14 protein-coding genes and 1 pseudogene are annotated in these 14,844 nt (G+C 41.1%); 4 read left to right on the top strand and 11 right to left on the bottom strand.

What is annotated here, in order from left to right; genetic code table 11:
• The first annotated feature begins 124 nt into the window (after window positions 1–124).
• Window positions 125–1,120 (top strand): D-alanine--D-alanine ligase, encoded by a 996-nt coding sequence (locus L3V33_RS02380; RefSeq protein WP_065206115.1) that lies wholly within the window; start codon window positions 125–127, stop codon window positions 1,118–1,120.
• A 220-nt stretch (window positions 1,121–1,340) separates the two neighbouring features.
• On the opposite strand, the gene L3V33_RS02375 is transcribed toward L3V33_RS02380, so the two are convergent.
• The gene (locus L3V33_RS02375; protein ID WP_237288878.1) at window positions 1,341–2,309 is read right to left on the bottom strand and encodes a tyrosine-type recombinase/integrase; all 969 of its coding nucleotides are present in this window, start codon (window positions 2,307–2,309) and stop codon (window positions 1,341–1,343) included.
• Between the two features lie 100 nt (window positions 2,310–2,409).
• Between L3V33_RS02375 and L3V33_RS02370 the strand changes: the two genes are divergently transcribed.
• Both L3V33_RS02370 and yciH read left to right on the top strand, forming a co-directional pair.
• Window positions 2,410–2,778 (top strand): DUF3319 domain-containing protein, encoded by a 369-nt coding sequence (locus L3V33_RS02370; protein WP_004730993.1) that lies wholly within the window; start codon window positions 2,410–2,412, stop codon window positions 2,776–2,778.
• Between the two features lie 3 nt (window positions 2,779–2,781).
• The gene (gene yciH, locus L3V33_RS02365; RefSeq protein WP_009845368.1) at window positions 2,782–3,093 is read left to right on the top strand and encodes a stress response translation initiation inhibitor YciH; all 312 of its coding nucleotides are present in this window, start codon (window positions 2,782–2,784) and stop codon (window positions 3,091–3,093) included.
• Between the two features lie 1,143 nt (window positions 3,094–4,236).
• Here the strand turns inward: yciH and L3V33_RS02360 are convergent.
• The 5 genes and pseudogenes from L3V33_RS02360 to L3V33_RS23230 form a co-directional block, all read right to left on the bottom strand.
• Window positions 4,237–4,539 carry a type II toxin-antitoxin system RelE/ParE family toxin gene (locus L3V33_RS02360; protein ID WP_019822668.1) on the bottom strand — a complete coding sequence of 101 codons (303 nt, stop codon included), beginning with the start codon at window positions 4,537–4,539 and terminating at the stop codon, window positions 4,237–4,239.
• Complete coding sequence (locus L3V33_RS02355) at window positions 4,527–4,784, bottom strand: type II toxin-antitoxin system Phd/YefM family antitoxin (protein ID WP_016787072.1); 258 nt, start codon at window positions 4,782–4,784, stop codon at window positions 4,527–4,529. The genes L3V33_RS02360 and L3V33_RS02355 overlap by 13 nt, the downstream gene beginning before the upstream one ends.
• Window positions 4,785–4,899: 115 nt before the next feature.
• The gene (locus L3V33_RS02350) at window positions 4,900–6,834 is read right to left on the bottom strand and encodes an AAA family ATPase (RefSeq protein ID WP_237288877.1); all 1,935 of its coding nucleotides are present in this window, start codon (window positions 6,832–6,834) and stop codon (window positions 4,900–4,902) included.
• Window positions 6,835–7,425: 591 nt separating this feature from the next.
• Window positions 7,426–7,557: a hypothetical protein gene (locus L3V33_RS23150; RefSeq protein ID WP_267136818.1), complete on the bottom strand. Its 132-nt coding sequence runs from the start codon at window positions 7,555–7,557 to the stop codon at window positions 7,426–7,428.
• A pseudogene (locus L3V33_RS23230) lies at window positions 7,542–7,732 on the bottom strand (hypothetical protein); the annotation flags it as partial. The gene L3V33_RS23150 and the pseudogene L3V33_RS23230, both read right to left, overlap by 16 nt.
• A 394-nt stretch (window positions 7,733–8,126) precedes the next feature.
• On the opposite strand from L3V33_RS23230, the gene L3V33_RS02345 reads away from it, so the two are divergent.
• Window positions 8,127–9,434 (top strand): GGDEF domain-containing protein, encoded by a 1,308-nt coding sequence (locus tag L3V33_RS02345; protein WP_237288876.1) that lies wholly within the window; start codon window positions 8,127–8,129, stop codon window positions 9,432–9,434.
• A gap of 814 nt (window positions 9,435–10,248) precedes the next feature.
• Here L3V33_RS02345 and L3V33_RS02340 read toward each other — a convergent pair.
• From L3V33_RS02340 to vxrA, 5 genes are read right to left on the bottom strand one after another with little or no spacing between them, the layout of a single operon-like run.
• Window positions 10,249–10,401, bottom strand: coding sequence for a YoaH family protein (locus L3V33_RS02340; RefSeq protein WP_004731009.1), 153 nt, complete (start codon window positions 10,399–10,401; stop codon window positions 10,249–10,251).
• A 41-nt stretch (window positions 10,402–10,442) separates the two neighbouring features.
• Window positions 10,443–11,573 (bottom strand): conjugal transfer protein TraF, encoded by a 1,131-nt coding sequence (locus L3V33_RS02335; RefSeq protein ID WP_145565385.1) that lies wholly within the window; start codon window positions 11,571–11,573, stop codon window positions 10,443–10,445.
• A gap of 50 nt (window positions 11,574–11,623) precedes the next feature.
• Window positions 11,624–12,511, bottom strand: a complete 888-nt coding sequence (locus tag L3V33_RS02330) for a DUF2861 family protein (RefSeq protein ID WP_017082176.1) — start codon at window positions 12,509–12,511, stop codon at window positions 11,624–11,626.
• Window positions 12,511–13,170, bottom strand: a complete 660-nt coding sequence (gene vxrB / locus L3V33_RS02325; RefSeq protein WP_009845363.1) for a response regulator transcription factor VxrB — start codon at window positions 13,168–13,170, stop codon at window positions 12,511–12,513. The genes L3V33_RS02330 and vxrB overlap by 1 nt, the downstream gene beginning before the upstream one ends.
• A complete protein-coding gene (gene vxrA / locus L3V33_RS02320) occupies window positions 13,145–14,617 on the bottom strand; it encodes a sensor histidine kinase VxrA (protein ID WP_102462008.1) in 1,473 nt (490 codons plus the stop codon). The genes vxrB and vxrA overlap by 26 nt, the downstream gene beginning before the upstream one ends.
• Window positions 14,618–14,844 lie beyond the last annotated feature (227 nt).

Raw genomic sequence — 14,844 nt, 5'->3', positions numbered from 1 at the left:
TTTTGTTTAATAGTTAATCGCTCGATCTTTCGAACACAATTTTAACGTTCAAAACACTGTACCTATTTCGACTTTTGTTTATCATTGAAGTCAGTATTCCTAGTTTCAAGGACCGAATTTACCCATGAACACCATTAACATCCTTCTACTTTGTGGCGGTGGATCTTCAGAGCATGAAGTCTCTTTAATTTCAGCCAATTACCTTTTTGAACAACTGAATAGCGTTGCAGATTTTAACGTTGTCAGAGTTGAAATTAAAAACGAAGGCTGGTGTCTTGATTCAGGTGAATTGGTTTATCTAGATATCAATAATCAAACCTTACGTGGCGACAACCTCGAGTCTAAAGTCGATTTCATTGCGCCTTGTATTCACGGCTTCCCGGGTGAAACCGGTGACATTCAATCATTGTTTGAAATGGCTAAGATCCCGTACTTAGGCTGTGGTTCTGAAGCGAGCAACAACAGCTTCAACAAAATCACTTCAAAGCTTTGGTACGACGCACTCGGCATCCCAAACACGCCGTATCTGTTTTTATCAGACAACAACGACCAAGCTCATTCACAAGCGACTCAAGCTTTTGAAAATTGGGGCAAAGTGTTCGTGAAGGCGGCTCGTCAAGGTTCTTCTGTAGGTTGTTACCAAGTTAACCAAGTGGAAGACTTAAGCGAAGCGATCAATAAGGCGTTTACCTTCTCTGATCAAGTGCTGGTTGAGAAATCAGTTGTGCCTAGAGAGCTAGAAGTTGCCGCTTATGAAATCGATGGTGAGCTACACATCAGCAAACCGGGCGAGGTGATTGCACCTAATGGCGCATTTTACTCTTACGAAGAGAAATACAGCTCAGACAGTCACTCAATTACCGAAGTTGAAGCAAATAACTTAACAGACGAACAACTAGAGTTAATTGCAGACAGTGCACGCAAAGTATTCACCCAAATGAAGCTTCGTCACTTGTCTCGTATCGATTTCTTCTTAACACAAGACAACGAGATCTACCTGAATGAAGTCAACACCTTCCCAGGTATGACACCAATTTCCATGTTCCCTAAAATGGTTGAACATGATGGCCACAAATTCAGCCAGTTCCTAGAGAACTGTGTGAGAACAAGCATTTCTTAGTTGTTCCAAAATATCTTAGCGAGTCTTACACCACTGGCTAAATAAAAAATAGCGCCTTGAGCTTACCCGCCAAGGCGCTATTTTTTTAAGAGTCCGAGCTTTTTTTTTAAAGCCAGTCGTTTATTGATCACACCGTTTTTTAACTAGCTGTCTATTAAAAGCTAACTATTCAAAAAGTACAGCCAAGGTACTATTGGTTTAATGCCAACAGGTAGTCAGTTTATTGCCAAGGCACTAGTGTTTTAAACTTCACCTTCTCAGTCTCAGCCGTCCCCGAGTAACCCACATATTGCGCAGGCATTGCAGGGCTGAGCCAACGACCAAAATCCTGAATCTCCCTCACCTTAAGACCTTGTTTTGACAACTCTTGTGCGGCACCCACACGAATCGAATTCCCTGAAAAATGGTGGTTTTCTGCGAGTTGAAGTAAGTCGCTTGCACTTCTTAGTATCCTATAGATCGACGAATCATCTAAAGGTTGCAGGCTGATATTCTCATGCTTGTCTATCGCTCGAAACACGGGTAACTCATCTTGTGTTCCAGTAAACGCAAACCAACGCTGAAGTGCAGCACTGGCTACTTGCGACAGCCGATACGCTGAATCTTTTACTGTAATCAGGTAATCAGTTTCAACGCACTCGACATTACCCATTGATAACGCCTTAAGTTCTGATCGTTTTAAAGCACACTCAAACATCACATTATAAATGGCGATGTCTCTGATCTCTTTTAAGCTCGATTTCTCATTTGAAAGTAACGTGTTTAACTCAGCGAGGTGTGCAGATGTCATGGCATTGGTTTGCTTAGCGTCGCCAGCCATTTGAGCTTGCAAGTGGAGCAGGGCAAAACGAACTTGTCTATGCTTGATTGGGTTGGCAAAGCTCAACACAGTATGCAACAAACTAAGCGTTGCAGTGTAACGTTTTAAAGATGCGTATTTTCTGTCACTGGATTCAGTCTCTAGAAAACGACGAACAGCAGTAATAGAGGCTGGGAGAGTGTTGATACGGTTTTTAGTACAGAACGCATGGTAGCGATTCCAATCACTGTAGATACCCAGCAGTGAGTTACGAGAGTACTGGTATCCTGTTAACTCATCTATAATTTCAATTGTCGCGTGCCTGTTCAATTTTTCAACAAATGAATTAATTGTCACAGAGTCGGTTAAAATAGGGACTTTTTTTCGCAAATTACCGTACCTCGACAGGTGTTTTTACCATATTATGCTTGATATCATTATAAGTATACTTATGATTAATACAGTGAAAACAAAAAGATGATTAATAGATATGGCTAATTCAATTTACCGTAGCGTCCATCTGCAATCGATGGATGCGAATAACACCATTTGGCGTGCTAAGTTAAAAAACAATGTGATTCAGGGCAACCTAGCTGCCGTGAAGAAGAGTATTGATTGGTGGATTGACACGGCGTCTATTATTGACCCTAAAGAGTTCACTGCATTAAATAAGTCGAGAGGAACTGGTGGCCTAACTGAAAACTTCAACGGCTATCAGATCAAGAATGACACCGGTGAGCCTAACGCGTGGTATTGCATGTTTAACGGGCGTCTTATCAAAGGCGGCAAGATTGCAATCCAGCGTCATATAGAAGCTTACTTACTCGCAAAACAAAAAGCAGAGCAACAAAAGAAGTAATTTATGAGCCTAGTATATTCAACAGAAACAGGTCGCATTAAACCTGAAGAAGAGAAAGTCCAACGTCCTAAAGGCGATGGTATCGTTCGAATCCAAAAAGAAACCAAAGGCCGTAAAGGCAAAGGCGTTTCTATCGTAACGGGCCTAGACCTAGATGACGCACCATTAAAACTAATGGCAGCGGAACTCAAAAAAGTGTGTGGCTGCGGCGGCTCAGTAAAAGATGGCAACATCGAGATTCAAGGCGACGCTCGTGACAAGCTCAAAGCGCACCTTGAAAAGAAAGGCTACAAAGTTAAATTTGCTGGCGGTTAAGCTCTAACTAATGCCAGGGGTAAAATCGAAGATTATTATCACTGGTTATTAGGTATTTTATGGTAAATAGCCAATATGGTTAAATACACAGTATAAATCAGAGAATATCGACACCAAATAAAGGCAGGGCATCACATAAAGATACCTGCCTTATAAACACCAAAACCAATTTAACATAACGTACATAATACGCACTGAGATTGTAAGCCCCAGATAGTAATGTCACTATTTTCTAAAGCTATTCTTTTCATCGTTTCCCCTTAAACCCTTAATACAACTGGTGCCTCAAGCATATTGAGTTCGCCAGCATTCTCTCAATGTTCTCTTAACCCAACCGTTATATGTGTGGCAAACATCTTCTTGTACTAATGGTTCCCCGTGCTGTGTGTAAACCTTGTGGGTATTGCTGTCGTTTCTTTTTCAGATTTTACACACGCCACCGTGTTTTTTGTTGGCTGCACACGTTGAATACTGTTTTGAGTTATCTACTTAGCCAGTTAAGTTTTCTCACACGAGCTCGTCTGTAATTTTCCATGCTGAATTTTTTTAACTCAACTTACAGCTCGCTCTAAAGTTTGTGCTTGTTGGTTAGATTATTGGATTACTCTGTATGTTCCTCAGAACTAAGTAATGTCACGAACAGATATGTTCAAATCAGTTAAGTCGCTTTACTGAAACCACAAACATTCACGCTCGCGGTTACTTAACCTTAGATCATCGTTGGAATGGATTTAGCTACACTTTGACCGTGCTACCTTGGTCACGCCTGAATGTGCGACCAAACTTAACCTAACTAATCCTCAATAGTTTTGACTGATAATCTATAAGGCTATTTAGTCTTCGACTCTTAACACGACGTTGCCCTGCTTTAGCAGAGCAGAAATCGCTTGTTGGTACGCTTCTTCGACAAGACTTTGTTCCAAACGCGCTTATAATTAGGTAAGACTTGCTGCCGAAAGATAGTCGATACGCCGACGCTCAATTCACCCTCAATACGGTGTCGTCGAATGGTGACCAATTTGGCCTCAGTCCATGAAGGCACTGGTTTGGTGGGACGTTGAGAATGAAGTGCTTTTTTCTTTTTCACCATGTCGAACCCTCGTCTGCGTAGACCATCAGCCTCCCAGAGGTGGCAAAAACGCTTTACTGTTTACTCAGCAAAAATCGACGTAAATCTCGCTCAGCGCGCATCACAAACAAGATGTAAACCTTGTTATCTTGCTGCTTGTAAAAAACACGACAAGGGTTGACCACGACTTCACGATAATTGAGGTGCTCGAGTTCGGGAGGCAGACGCCCAGATTCAGGAAAGTCGACGAGGCGTTCGACTTTGTCGAAGACGTTTTGAACGAGTTGTTTGGCCGCGACCAAATTTTCAAGAGCAATGTATTCCGCGATATCGTTCAGGTCCGATAACGCGGGCTCACTCCAAATCACTTCAGCCATTTTGACATCTTGTCTTTGGCTTCGTCATGACTCAGCGCTTTGCCTTCAGAAATGGCGCGCTCACCGCGGGCGATCCCTTCCAAGATAGCCAAACGGTTTTGCATAAACTGGTAGTCATCAACGTCAACCAAATACGCAGAAGGTTTGCCATGCTCGGTGATCAACACGGGCTCTTTGGTATCGTGTAGGTCGGCAAGGATTTTGGTCGCTTGACGCTTAAGGGAAGTAACGAGCTCGACTTTCATGAGAATGACTCCAACAGAAGACTAATAAAGTGATACTATTGTACCACTTTTAATCTTACAAGTTTATCTTGAAAAATAAGCGCGCCAAATCACATTTGAAACGCTTGTTATCAGCCTACTCCAACCAACCTTTAATTTCTTCAATCCATTCAGGAACTATATGAGTTTCATTCATTTTTTCTACGTATTTCTCAGCGAAAACAAACTTATTATTTTCATAATTAAAGAATTCATCAATTAATCCCCATTCACTGGTACGTAAATCAAGTGATATTTTAGAACTACTATGTGCTATTTCCGTTGGAAATCCAGACGCAGATAGAAAACCCAACAATTCGGGATAAGTACTTTCAAAAGTTTTTAATGTATCAAGAAACAGTTGCCCATTTAGAGCATCTTCAATTTCAGTTGCAGGAGATACAGGGTTAGACTGAATATTAACTAACTTTGTTTTTCCTGAAGCATCACAGTTAACCATACGCTTGCAAATTAAATTATTATGTTGAGCTACGTCATAACGAACTAATTCTGCATCAGTGTCTGATATCAAAATAATTTTCCCTGTAACCTCATCTTTAAAGTCTTCATAAGATGTAGCTAAATGGTTATATAATCTTTTTATTTCTTTTGCCCCACCAACAGGTACAATTCTCAGTTTCTTCGTTTCAATGAGTTCTTTTAGATAAGCATTCAAGTATATTTTTTCTGAAGAACCTTCACAAATAATCCAGTTATAAGGTTGTTCTCCAATAGAACTTGTAATAACTGATTGAACAAAATCATTTATACTTTTAAGTCTAATATCATAAGGTAAACGCCCTCTAGAACCTGCAGTTAATTGCTTAATTTGTTCACGATACCCAGCCAAGTTTATTTGGTCAAAAACATGATTACCATCCTGTGACGAAATAATTGTGGCGCTTCCTGTTTCTATAGTTGGTAAAAAACCATACCAATGTGAAGAAAAAATAACTTGTCTACAATCGCGGCTTATTTCATATAGAGAGTCAAATTGATCAAAACATGCAGACATATGCAGTGAAGACTCAGGCTCATCCACACCTATAATAAGATTTTCACCACTAGCACGATGGTTTGTCAACAAGCTATGGGCAACATCAATTATAGCTTTTTGTTTTTCACCTGAGCTTAAAGAACTAATCTCTAGCCATGTATCACCTTGCTTTTTGTGCAATTTTCTAACATTAAAAAACGCTTGAATAATAAGGTTGTATACATCAGTTTTTCTTAAGTTTTGTTGCCTTTCAGTTGGTGTTCTATATGCGTATATGTTTAACTCATCTGCTAATGTATCTATAAATTCATTTAAACTATTATTAATATCTGCGATTTGCCTTGCTGGTACTCGTTGGCTTAAAATTTCAGTTAAAGTTTCCCCCATTAGCACTTGAATTTCATCCGTTTCAAGTCGTGTAAAGGATTCAGGATCTATTTCCCTGGGGATGTAGATATACTCTATTTCAGATTTTATTTTATCTAAAAGAGGATTGAATACTTTTAAATCCTCATCGCTTAAGCTTGTTTTGCTTGACTCAAAGTCCTCACCTAATAATTCCTCTACAAGTAAGCGATTATTGAAAGCTGATACCGTTACATCTCCCTTGTAGTCAATACCAATAGGTATCAAGAAAAAATCTTCAAGGTCTTTCCTTAATAATATTTGTTCTCGATGTGTTACAAACCTTTTAATATGTGACTTTAATGATGGCGACACATTGTCTTCGGCAATTGACATAGTGACTTTATTTAAAATTTCAGCTTTTTCTAAGATATCACCATCAAATTTACTTTTTTCAATGCAAAATATAGGAACAATTTGAGGTTTAGTTGTTGATTTACCACTACGCTTAGTTGCACTGTTAAAATTCCAAGGTTTTGCATTAAATAGAGTATCCAACGATTCAAGTATTGAACTTTTACCTATACCATTATTACCAACTAACCCACAAAATTGATCATCATCAGTTAAAGGAATGTAGTTTATCCCTTGATAAGTTTTGTAATATCGTAAAAAAACACCAACTATCATTATTTATTCTCATTATTATAAAGTTTACATTACTATTTTAAGACTTATAACACCGCAGTGAGCAGCCTATCACCACACTTAACCGTTGGTTATGTCAACCCTTTTTAAAAACAAGTAGCCTAGAATGTTGAGTAGCTCCTCTTTCTTCTAATGCCTCAATAATCTACTTATAGCTTGTTTTCTTCAAATCCATTTTATTCACCTACTTGCTGCATACTTATTGATAAAAACAACATCTATTAGACAACAAACTTTGCACTTAAATACAGAGCAACAGACCGTTACCTGACTTATAGGATGAATTATAACTATAAACTTGATTTATAACAGTGATTTAAATCATCAGCACTAAAACTAAATGCTAAGTGTCTAATTACTTATAGATGAGATGCAAAAAGAGCCACTTTTATAAGAAAGGGGCTCTTTTATTGGTTAGGTTAGCGTCGTTTCTTATAGCGTTTTCGTGTGGTATTCGCCCTCACTACGCGCCCATTTTTGATCGTGTAACCTTTCTTAAGTTGGTCGTTTGGTCGGCGCCCTTTGCACTTGTGTCCTTTCATTCGGTATCTCCAGTTTTCGTATCCGTTGCTCTTAGTCTTGTTGTACTCGTTTTATCCCGTCGATGTCTGTTTTCAAAGCCGCAATTGTGCCAAGGCTTGAGACTCCACCGGTAATCAGAGCGATGATTAACGCATCAAGGAACACCATCACTTCGTTTTCCATCGAGATGCGTAGTATTCAAGTAGGTATCGCACCATGGCGCGCATGCCTAGCGTGTCGACTACAACTGCACCGACGACAAACCAGTAAGGGTTTTAGGGGATTTCTGCAGTGCATTGAAGCCTTGTTCGACGTATGGCGCGTAATTGGCAATGAAAGACAAGACGAGTGGTACGAACGTTCTCTTAGACAACTAAGTGTTTCGATAAAATTGAGGTTAAAAAGTGACACTGCAACATAACGGCCCTCGACTTTAATTGATGAACAGTAAACAGTGGCCTTGTGACTCGTTATCACAGCAAGCCATAAAGCTCGCACAAACCGCTCTGATTACACAAACCGAGCTACTTTGAATTTAACTGTATAAATATACAGTTAAATTATTACCCCCGTAAAAACCGCACTTATTGAGCAAATAACATTCAGAATCAAGGCTCTGCGTTCAAATTTTAAACTTGAATTTGGTCTAATGGTGCGCTTTCCTGTATAACCGTCAATTCTGGATAAGTTCTGGGTGTAGCAATTTTATCAATGCTAATACTCTAATCTCCGATTGCGCCAACTCTAAGGCATTGCGCATTACATTCGAATCACGTGTACGGGTTAGTATCATGAGCGACAAAGCATTCCGAAAACTCAACATATTTCTTTCGATTTTTTGCCTAGCAATCACGTTAGTGTCGTTGATCTCTTTTAATACGCTCATGAATAAGAGCTACGTTATTACACCAGACAAATACCCGACACGCGTTAACACAGACAGAGACCACGATGGTGGCACCGTAGGCTCATTACATAAGTCAGAAGATGGAATTGAGTTACAGTGTGACTTTGAACGAACCTATAGCTTACCCTTCTGTGAAATTGAATTCGTTATATCGACACAAGGTAAAGGGCTCGATCTCTCTACGTACGATTCGGTCACCATTAATATGGATTACCAAGGCCAAGAAGACCCAAGGTTTCGCTTCTACATTCGTAATTACGCCAAGAATTACAGCGTGAAAGGCGATGCTATGTCGAATAAGTTCAATCGCTTAGACTTCTCGTTACCAGATAAAAACAACATCGACTTAAACTACTTCAACGTCCCTTTTTGGTGGATTGACCATTACAACCAACCTATTACTAGTAGCGCGGTAGACATTACCAACGCGGTGTCTGTTGAGCTCGGGCTCGGAGCCAGCACGCTTGATGGGCACCATTCAATTAAGATCTCGAGCATTGTTTTCCACGGTAAAATCATCAGCAAAGCTTTGTTAGGTGAACTCTTAATTGGATTATGGGTGACCTATGCCATCTGTTATGTAGGTTGTGCGTTACACATCGCGCAGCGAAGCAGAACGCGTGCAGCAGAGCAACAACGTCATTTGACCGAAGAAATTGAAGAGCTCAAGGTAAAGGCAACAACCGATCCGTTGACCGGATGTAGAAACCGAACCGAAGCGTTAGATACCTTCTATGATTTCGAATGGCTGGCGCAACAAGGAAAAACCATTCACATCGCGTTGTTTGATTTAGACCATTTTAAGCAGATCAATGATCAACATGGCCATGAAGTGGGTGACAAAGTACTTATTCAGTTTGTCGCAACGGCGAACGAGAGCCTTGGTGAGCAGTACTTGCTTTATCGCTGGGGTGGTGAGGAGTTTCTACTCGTTTGCCTCGATCAAACTGCGCTACAGTGTAACGAATCTATCGATAATTTTTACCTAGCAATGGACCAAAGCCCTTGGCCTAAAGCACTTAAAGTAACGGCTTCGACGGGAGTAACGCAGCTTAAAGAGCATGAATCGATACGTACTGCCATCAAACGTGCAGACAAAGCGCTCTACCAAGCGAAAGACAACGGACGAAACCAAATCGTTACGTTTTATTAAGGCTCGCTAGACTGGACCGCAGCTACACATTCAACTCTGGGCCACTACTCAATCAACAAGCCATTAATACCCAGTCGATATCTACTCTCCACTTAAGCACCCATCAAATTTTTAACCGCTGACTAAACAAGCCCATAAGCTTTGCTGTCTCATCAGAACTCAAATCGATTCGTATGCCTATAAGCGCACTCTCGCCATCTGCTATAACACCGTTTGCTTGCTATAACGCCATCTGTAATAACGCCATCAATAGCATTCTCAGGTTGATACTTATCGTTCCTGAATCACTCTATAAACAGCTCTTCCGTACGCCTCTAAGTTTCCTAACCACTTGTTTAAAAAAATCCACACATTTGGCTAGTAAAGCGCGCTCTAACCAGTGGTTAGTCAGTCGCGGTATCGGTTTTGAACATTACCGTCGTCACTTATCTCGCACTGTTCTTCGATGAAATCCTCATTTGTCTGCTTCTGAACATTCACGCACTCGTATCCTCTAAAAATAAAAGTTACAACGTTACTAGCCTTAAAAAACGCTATATATTGAACCACTTAGGCACAGCGACATAAATACTGACACCTAAAGTGGCAATTGTTTTACTTTCATATCTTGCTGTAATTTAATTACAACTCAAAGCCAAGGAAAGCCTGAAAAGTGGATTACTCCGACGTAACTGACTGAATATAAGGCATTTAAGGATTTTTGGAAGATCGGGTTTTAGGGTAACTAAAGAGTTCGGATGTACGAGATAATATACTAGAGGGTAATATATTTAGTTATAGTGCACTAAGGTGTTAAAAAAGAAGGGCTGATGCCCTACTCTTCTTTATTACTCATTTCTTCACGAATTTGCTCAGCAACGATTTTGATAGCTTGTGCTGTGCTGATGCCCTGAGTCATCATTTCTTGAATTCGTTCAACAGCTTTCTGTTGTTCTTCGTGAGAAAGGGTTGGTAAGTCGTTTAGCATGCTCTGCTCCTTTATTTAGGAGCAGAACTATATAAGGACTGTTAGTAACTAGCAAGGAAATTGATTGAAGCACCCATTGCATTTTCGTTTGTGTAGTTTGCACTTAGATCTAACTGGAACAAGTTGAGTGGCGAGATACCAATACCGGCTGTGACTGTTCCTTCCGAATCAGAGTAAGCTAGGTTCTTGTAGTACCCTCCCCTTAACTTAAGCTGACGCAGAAGATCGACTTCGGTACCAACACGAATCATCTGTTCGTTATCAGCAAACGAAGTAAACTTCTCAGCTTCATTCAAATCATAATCAACACTCAACGTAAAGTAGTCAGAAACGATACCCGCCCCTACAGTGTAAACAGGCTCTAATTTGTAGGCGTATTTGCCCCCAACTGAATGTCCGGGAACGATTTCTTTTGTAGAGTCTTTTGTCTCGATGTCTCGAGAGATTAAGTTAGTCGCTGCGAATCCAACTCTAAACGGGCCAAAAAACCACAGTGCGCCAGCATCAACGTTAAACGTCGTGTCACCATCACCATTTTCACGTACGTCAGATAAGTCATAGTCGTTTACCGACGCAACATAATTGTACGTGTAGATACGCTGGAGTTTTGGTGAGATGCCAAATGATAAGTGCTGCCCCATAAAAGTTTGATACTTCGCTAAGGATATACCAACTTCAGCGACTCCAATTGAAACCGCTTCTACTGCCGAACGCTGCAAATTATCCGCGTCACTTCCTGCCGTATACACATCTGGTGTTACAAAACTTTCAGTGTACGCTTTACCAAATATATTCGCAGCGACAAATTGATTAGGCAGTGCAAAAGCTACGACGCCACCTAAGTCAAAGTTCGCTTGATTACCATCAAGCTTCTTCAATCCATCTGTAATATCACTGCCTGAAGCATCAAGCACTGCATCGATGTTCGATTTCATGTCGTTGGGGTCGTTATAGCTACCACCAAAACTTGGCGTGATCATTCCCATATCATCGTTACGACGATAAATGGCAACAAGTGCTGGGTTATAGAATGGAGCGGTTAGGAAGTTTGCTGAAACAACACCAACACCACCCATCGCATCACCACGCGCTTCAATGGCGTAGTTTGCTGCTGAAAGAGGAAGACTGGCGAATGCAATTGATGCTGCGAGTAGTTTAGTCGTATTTTTCATGCCGTTTATCTTTGTTAGATCCCTTACATAGTTAACGGCTCAATTCTAAATTACTTTAACTCTTCTTCGCTAGAAATATCATAAGTTTTACTGATAGTTTGTGCTTGTTCTATCGCTATGTCACCTTGCCAGCGTGAATGCACCATTGAAACCGCCAAAACATAGCGATCATTTGGAAGTTCTTCGCCAGTGAGGTTCATTGGATAATCAGATTCATAGCTCTTGCCCCACACCTGCTCATAGTGTTCATCGACGTAATCGTACAAACCAATTTCGAGCTTAGGAAGCGGACAATAAGGGTTCAGCAGTTCTTTTTTATCGATGCGCCACGTGTCTTTTGATGCCCAACGAACTTGCTGACGAAAAGCAACGTCACCAAGAATAATCCAAGTACTCCATGAATTACCGCCATCGCCTTTCACACTTAAACGATACAGGCCTGACTCAAGTTGAGATGCTAAATTGTAACGCTTGCGGTATAGGCTCACCGATGCGTTGTTTACCACTTCACTGTCTTTGGTTAGCTCACTGTCCGATGAAACAATCTTATCGACCCATTTCTCGAAGGTAATATCTTGAATGTTGTTTTCGGATTCAACATCAATCGATACGCGAAAAGTATCTCGGCCAGGGCTTTGAATGATGTGTCTTTTAACGACGACTGAACTGATCCAATCTGGGAGTGTTTTTCTGGTGAGGGTTTTACCACAATCTTTGTTCAATGCTTGATCGAACAGCTCATTGAGGTGATCTTCTCGTGATTGAGAAGAGTTGATTTGCCAAACTTCCACTAGTGAATCAAACATCTGAGGTAAGTCATTATCCAACAGATGTTTATGAACTTGAGTTAGAGTATCGCTACTCTTAAACCAATCTGCAGCTTGCGCGGTATTCACCACGCAAGACAACATTAATAGTGGAAGTAAGGCTTTTTTCATTACGCTTTCATCTTGTAACCAACGCCACGCAGCGTTTCGATTTCTAGACCCGGCAGTTTCTGTCTTAGTTGCAGAACGTGCGTGTCTACCGTACGTGTTGTTGGGAAGTGGTTGTAACCCCATACATGGTCAAGCAGCTCATCACGTGTGAAAACACGGCCAAGGTTGCTTGCCAAAAATAGCAGCAGGTCGAACTCAGTACGCGTTAACGTGACTTCCAGTTCATTGAAAAACACTTCACGTGTCGCTTTATCGATAACCAGATTTTGAGCCATCACTTTTGATGCGTCTTGATCTTCAGCATCAGGCAGGCGTAACTGCGCGCGAATTCGAGCAAACAATTCAGCTTCAGCGAAAGGCTTAGTTAGGTAGTCGTTTGCACCTGAGTCTAGGCCCGCAACTTTGTCTTTTACTGTTACGAGAGCCGTTAGCAAAATAACTGGGATGTCTTTCTTTTTTTTCCAACCTGGAAGTGAATCTACTGAGTCACCATCAGGAAGTTGACGGTCTAGAATCACTAGGTCCGCTTGTTCCCAGTAGCCTTCAACTTCAGAGATCAGTTCTGCATGCAAACATTCATATCCAGCTTGCTCAAGGCTAACTAATAAACCGTCAGCTAAATTTTTATCATCTTCAACGAGAAGCAATGTCTGTTTCACAAGGTATCTCCAAAATAAATGTTGTTGGGGGGCCTATAAGCGTCATGTGACCGCCCATTTTTCCGACCATAGATTCCACTATCGTCAGACCTAAACCGAGTCCACTCTTACTTACGAATGGCTTTCTTAGTTGCCCCCAATCTTTGCGGGACAAGTCTCCATTATCTATAACTTTGAATGTCAGCTTCTTGTCAGAAGTATTCAGTTCTAGTATCACTGGTGCGACACCGTATTTCACGGCGTTCCTGATCAGGTTGTCGATGCACGTTCCTAACCAATATACGTTTATTTTTGCAGCAATATCTTTGTTTACACGGAGTTCAATGCCCGGTGCAAATTCTTCTTCAACTTTGTATTGAAGCCACTCTTCTACGCTTGGTACCCACTCTGTTGCGAGCGGTTGGTTGTCTGATTGCAAATAGTCTTTACTTGCTTCTGCCAACTGTCTTAAACGGCGTGTATCTTCACACAGCCTACGAAACTCATCATATACCGATTCTGGTAAGTGTTCGAACTCACGTCTGAACCCTTCAACCGTCAATGACAAACTTGCAATCGGCGTTCTTAATTCGTGCGTTAGGATTTGAAGCACCAGCATGCGGCTCTTCATCTCTTGTTTCTTACTGTTCCAACGGTAAACCGCCCACCCCAAAACAAGCATGATGTTGGCGAGCACCAAGATAAACATAGCGACTTGCAGAAGCTCTGAATGATCTTCTATCTCCCAACATACATTACCGCGCTGAACAAAACAGCTTTTGCCTTCTGAAGATAAACTGAACGATAAGCCGGCAAGTGTCGCGTTTTCATTCCAGTCTGATTCTTTGTACAGGTAATATCTGTCGCCGCGTTTTACCCACATTTCGTCAAGCTCGACAAACATGCTCGAACCGGCTAACAGTGCCGTGATGGCCTCACTGTCCATATTTTGTAAACGAGATAACAGTTCATCATGTTCAGTGTTTGGACGCTCTTGAATATGCATAAAGCGTTTCAAAGAGTCGAACTTGTCAGGATACTTCTCTACGTATCGCGCCGCATAAGAACCACCACCAGGGTGAATCAAGCCACTACGGCTAAACCAACGATCAGAAAGCTTCGTTCCTTTACACATTGCACGAGTAAAGACCAATGGTTCAGTGATCAACGGGCTTAACGGTAATTTCCCGCTACAGGTTTTTGATAACTGGTATAAGCGCTGTATGTCTTTTAATGGGTACTCTGCGGTTTGTGGCAGCATAGAAGACGGCATGATCAAACGTGTTGGATAATCAGCCTGCAACAATCGAATATCATAAGATTCGATTGCGGTTTCATGATCAAAGAGTTTGGTGAAATTATCGATACGCTCAGGTAAAGAGTCAGCAAGCGCGTTTGCAGACACAGATAACGTCGCGATAAGAAGAGTAAATGTTCTTTTGATGATCACAAACCAACGCAAATTCATATAGATCAAACAAATATATACCATTCGCTATCAAAGATAAATTTTTAACCGCATGAAAAACAGTGGGAATGGTGAGTTATAGCGATAAATTCCATCATATTAGGATTGTGTTGCACAGGCGTACTCGCTAGCTGATTGATGAATCCAGCCATCATTCGAATGGGTTTCCTTGCCCTGTTTGTTGTGGGCTTGGATTAAGACTAGTTCTGAGGATCAAAAAAAGGAGC

The organism is Vibrio sp. A2-1 (assembly GCF_021728355.1).
Lineage (GTDB): Bacteria > Pseudomonadota > Gammaproteobacteria > Enterobacterales > Vibrionaceae > Vibrio > Vibrio splendidus_K.
Note: the sequence above shows the minus strand (reverse complement) of the source record. Positions and strands in the feature narration are given on the sequence as shown.